Source organism: Streptomyces sp. SPB074 (assembly GCF_000154905.1).
In the GTDB taxonomy this organism is placed as follows: domain Bacteria; phylum Actinomycetota; class Actinomycetes; order Streptomycetales; family Streptomycetaceae; genus Streptomyces.
On sequence record NZ_GG770539.1, the window covers coordinates 4,578,883 to 4,582,783 of the forward strand.

Annotated in this window: 6 protein-coding genes; 2 read left to right on the plus strand and 4 right to left on the minus strand. The window is 73.8% G+C overall.

Translation table 11 applies throughout. The features are described 5' to 3' along the window. Window positions 1–66: 66 nt before the first annotated feature. The gene (locus tag SSBG_RS19245; RefSeq protein ID WP_037870153.1) at window positions 67–453 is read right to left on the minus strand and encodes a DUF4267 domain-containing protein; all 387 of its coding nucleotides are present in this window, start codon (window positions 451–453) and stop codon (window positions 67–69) included. 114 nt (window positions 454–567) lie between these two features. Between SSBG_RS19245 and SSBG_RS19250 the strand changes: the two genes are divergently transcribed. Next, a complete protein-coding gene (locus SSBG_RS19250) occupies window positions 568–1,143 on the plus strand; it encodes a TetR/AcrR family transcriptional regulator (protein ID WP_008747743.1) in 576 nt (191 codons plus the stop codon). A 65-nt stretch (window positions 1,144–1,208) separates the two neighbouring features. Here SSBG_RS19250 and crcB (SSBG_RS19255) read toward each other — a convergent pair whose 3' ends face one another. The 3 genes from crcB (SSBG_RS19255) to msrA all read right to left on the minus strand — a co-directional run bounded on the left by crcB (SSBG_RS19255) (window position 1,209) and on the right by msrA (window position 2,966). Then, window positions 1,209–1,583 (minus strand): fluoride efflux transporter CrcB, encoded by a 375-nt coding sequence (gene crcB / locus SSBG_RS19255; protein WP_008747744.1) that lies wholly within the window; start codon window positions 1,581–1,583, stop codon window positions 1,209–1,211. Then, entirely contained in the window at window positions 1,580–2,239 is a 660-nt protein-coding gene (crcB, locus tag SSBG_RS19260) for a fluoride efflux transporter CrcB (protein WP_008747745.1), read from the minus strand. Before crcB (SSBG_RS19260) ends, crcB (SSBG_RS19255) begins: the two co-directional genes overlap by 4 nt. Window positions 2,240–2,456: 217 nt before the next feature. Beyond that, a complete protein-coding gene (msrA, locus tag SSBG_RS19265; protein WP_008747746.1) occupies window positions 2,457–2,966 on the minus strand; it encodes a peptide-methionine (S)-S-oxide reductase MsrA in 510 nt (169 codons plus the stop codon). A 467-nt stretch (window positions 2,967–3,433) separates the two neighbouring features. On the opposite strand from msrA, the gene SSBG_RS19270 reads away from it, so the two are divergent. After that, a complete protein-coding gene (locus SSBG_RS19270) occupies window positions 3,434–3,841 on the plus strand; it encodes a hypothetical protein (protein ID WP_008747747.1) in 408 nt (135 codons plus the stop codon). Window positions 3,842–3,901 lie beyond the last annotated feature (60 nt).

A 3,901-nucleotide genomic window follows, 5' to 3' on the forward strand; every position in this document is an offset into this window, starting at 1 on the left:
CGCCGCGTACCCCTGCCGCCCGCGCGTACCCCCGTCGCGCGCCGGCCGCCGGGGTGGCCGGTGGGGTCAGGAGAGCAGGAGGACGATCCCGGCCGCGACCGAGACCGCCGCCGTCGCCCCGTGCACGCCGAGGTAGTCCTTGGCCCGGCCGCCGCTGAAGCGGACGGCGAGCGCGTCGGCCGCTGCCGCGAGCGCTCCCGCCAGCGTCATCCAGCCCACCAGGTGGTCGCTCGCGCCCAGCAGCGCGATGAGCAGCATGAGGCCGAGCGTGATGTCGCGGTTGCCCTTGACCGAGCCCCAGGCCCGGAAGGCGGGCTGCCCGGCGGGGGTGGCCGGGATGCCGAAGTCCGTGAGGGCGCGGGTCGTGAGCTGGAAGCGGACCCCGATGAGCATGATCCCGACGGCGATCACCCAGACGATGACGGTGGCCGTGGTGGTGAGGGCGTGAGGCATGACGGACGTTCTCCCCCTTCGGCCGGCGCCGACCTCGTGTCGGGCGCCGTTCTCTTCGCTAGCGCTGCTAGACATAGCGATGCCTGCTTGTCTAGCGGCGCTAGACTTCGGAGCATGTCCATCACAGCGAACCGTCGTGAACGGGAACGAGCGGAGCGCCACCGGCTGATCCTCGCCGTGGCAAGGGAGTTGGCCGAGGTCGAGGGCTGGGAAGCGGTGACCACGCGCCGCCTCGCGGAACGGGTGGAGTACAGCCAGCCCGTGCTCTACAGCCATTTCAAGGGGAAGGACGCGATTGTCGAGGCCGTCGCCGAGGAGGGGTTCGGCGAGCTGGGCGTCCTGCTGCGCCGGGCGCGCGCCGAGGCGGGAGCGGGGCGGAACGGGGTACGGGCGGTGTCCCGCGCCTACCTGGACTTCGCCGTCGAGCACGAGGCGCTCTACCAGGCGATGTTCGTCATGCCGACCCGCCTCAAGTTCGCCAGCGAGGAGACGCCGGCGGTGCTGCGGGACACCTTCTTCGCCTTCGTGGAGGCGCTGCCCGAGGACACGGAGACGCGGGAGGGGCGCGCGGAGCTGCTGTGGGCGGCGCTGCACGGCATCGCGGTGCTGTCCGCGACGGGCCGGGTGCCCGCCGAGGCCGGGGAGGCGCGCCTCGACCTGCTGATCGACGGGATCGTGCCGGGGGAGTAGGGGAGCGCGGGGAGGGCGCGAGGGGGGGGCGGGCCGGAGCGGGCCGGGCTCCGTACCCCTCCCCGTCACCCCCACACGACCCGTGCCACCATCAGCCCGATCGCCACCGCGCCGAGCCCCGAGAGCACCGTCGACGCCGTGCTGCCGGCCGCGCGGACCACCTGCCCGGTGCGGGCGAGGTGGACGGTCTCCCAGGAGAAGGTCGAGTACGTGGTGAGCGCCCCGCACAGGCCCGTCGCGACGAAGTCCTCGTACCGCGCGCCGCCCTCGCCCGCCATGAGCGCCCCGCTCAGGACACCGAGGAGGAGACAGCCGAGGGTGTTCGCCGTGAAGGTGCCCCACGGGAACGCGGTGGACTGGCGGCGCTGCACCGCCCGGTCGATGAGGAAGCGGGCCGGGGCGCCGAGCGCGCCGCCGAGCACGACGAGCAGCCAGTTCACCGGACCCCCGCCCGCCGCGTCACGCCCCAGCGCCGGGTCAGCGCCGAGGTCAGCGCCACGGCCGCGAGCGCCGCGCACAGCGTGCCCGCGTAGTAGGCGAGCGCGATGCCCGCGCGGTCGAGGCGCGCGAGCCGCTCGGTGTCGGCCGCGTACGTGCTGAGCGTCGTGAAGCCGCCGAGGAAGCCGGTGGCGAGGAAGGGCCGGACGAGCGGCGGCGCCTGCCACACCTCCATGCAGAGCACGACCACGACGCCCATGACCGCGCAGCCGGTGACGTTGACCGTGAAGGTGGCCCACGGGAAGCCGTCGGGCGGCGCGGGCCAGCCGCGCTCGACCGCGTACCGGGCCGCGGCGCCGAGCGCACCGCCGAGCGCGATGACGGCGACGGTCGGGAGCAGCGCGAGCACGGTCGCGCGCCGGTCGCGCGCGGCCACGTCCATATCGGTGGGGAGCAGCCGCTCGCCGTCGTGGGAGAAGGGGGCCGGGGAGGCGGAGGAGGCGTGGGGACCGTCCTGACGGGGGGCGCCTTCGTGGGTGCGGTCCTCGTGCGGGTCGCCTTCGTGGGTGCGGTCTCCGTGCGGGTCGCCTTCGTGGGTGCGGTCTCCGTGCGGGTCGCCCTCGCGGGGACTGTCCTCGTGCGGGTCGTCGGCGTGCATCGCGGGCCTTCCGGGTGGGGCGAGGGGCCTACGGCGGGACGGGTACGGCTACGGGGGCGGGACGGGGCCGGCCTGGGTGGGGCGGAGCGGGCGCCGGGTGGTGTGGCGGTGGGCCCGCGCGCGGGAGGGGCGGGCGCCCACCATCCGGTGCACGCCCGCCCCTCCCCGTACCGCCCCGCCCCTCCCCGTACCGCGCCCGCCGACCGCCCCCGCCGGCTCAGCTCTCGTCGGCCGACGGCAGCTTCCAGCCCGGGCGCGGGAAGTGGCACGTGTAGCCGTCCGGGTAGCGCAGCAGGTAGTCCTGGTGCTCCGGCTCGGCCTCCCAGAAGTCGCCCTCGGGCTCGACCTCGGTCACGACCTTGCCCGGCCACAGACCGCTCGCGTCGACGTCCCTGATGGTGCGCTCGGCGGTCTCGCGCTGCTCCTCGTCCGTGTAGAAGATCGCGGAGCGGTAGCTCGAACCGATGTCGTTGCCCTGCCGGTCCTTCGTGGACGGGTCGTGGATCTGGAAGAAGAACTCCAGGAGGTTCCGGTAGCTGGTGCGCTCGGGGTCGTAGAGGATCTCGATCGCCTCGGCGTGCCCCTCGTGGTTGCGGTACGTCGCGTTCGCGACCTTGCCGCCCGTGTAGCCGACCCGGGTCGAGACGACCCCGGGCTGCTTGCGGACCAGGTCCTGCATCCCCCAGAAGCAGCCGCCCGCGAGGACCGCCTTCTCCGTCTGCGCCATGCCGTCATCCCTCTTCAGTCGTAGCCTGCCGTTCGCGCACGGCACACCGTCCGCGGCTCCTACCTTGCCGTCCCGCGCGCGAGCGCGCACACCAGGGACCGCCGGGGCCCTGCCCCGCCGAGCCGTACGCGCGGGTGCCCGAGCCGTACGCGCGGGTCCCCGAGCGTCCGCGACGTGGTCCGCCGCGTACCGCCCGCCTTGACTGAACACCGGGACCACCGCCTCGTATGCCCCTGTCCCCGTCCCCCGGGCCGCCGCGGCGCGACCTCGCGCCGGGACGCCTGCGCGAGACTCCCGAGGCGGGCGCGGACACAGCCCCGGAAGCACCGTCAAACCCCTGCGAATGCGGCCTTCGACCCAAGGCGACTTCGACTTGAACATGTTCAAGAAGGGGTCTACCGTCATCGACGACGGCACTTTTGAACGCGTTCAAGTGTTCAGCCGGTTCGGGAAAGAAGGGTGGGGCAATGGACCTCACGGTTGTCACGTACGTCGTGTACCTGGCCATCAGCGTCGGGCTCACGGTCTGGGTCGCGCGGACCCTCAGCAGCAACGGGCGGGTCTTCCTCGCGGACGTCCTCAAGGGGAATGAGCCGCTCGCCGACGCGGTGAACCGCCTGCTCGTCGTCGGCTTCTACCTCGTCAACCTCGGTTTCGTGGCGCTCTACCTGCGCTCGGACAGGGCGGTACGGGACGCGTCGGGCGTCTTCGAGGCGCTTTCCGTCAAGCTCGGTGTCGTCCTGCTCGTGCTCGGTGTCCTGCACCTGGGCAACGTGTACGTGCTCAACAAGATCCGCCGCAGGGGCGTCATGGAGCGCGAGCAGCGCCCGCCGGTGCCCCCGCAGCAGTGGCTCGCCCCGGGCGCCGGGGCGTGACGGGGGAACGGGGGCGGGGCGCCGGTCCCGGGGGCGCCCCGGGAGCCCCGGGCCCCGGGG

What these genes read in the sequence shown, in the direction of transcription:
- SSBG_RS19245 (WP_037870153.1), bottom strand. Translation starts at nt 453, where the DNA reads ATGCCTCACGCCCTCACCACCACGGCCACCGTCATCGTCTGGGTGATC.
- SSBG_RS19250 (WP_008747743.1), top strand. Translation starts at nt 568, where the DNA reads ATGTCCATCACAGCGAACCGTCGTGAACGGGAACGAGCGGAGCGCCAC.
- crcB (WP_008747745.1), bottom strand. Translation starts at nt 2,239, where the DNA reads ATGCACGCCGACGACCCGCACGAGGACAGTCCCCGCGAGGGCGACCCG.
- msrA (WP_008747746.1), bottom strand. Translation starts at nt 2,966, where the DNA reads ATGGCGCAGACGGAGAAGGCGGTCCTCGCGGGCGGCTGCTTCTGGGGG.
- SSBG_RS19270 (WP_008747747.1), top strand. Translation starts at nt 3,434, where the DNA reads ATGGACCTCACGGTTGTCACGTACGTCGTGTACCTGGCCATCAGCGTC.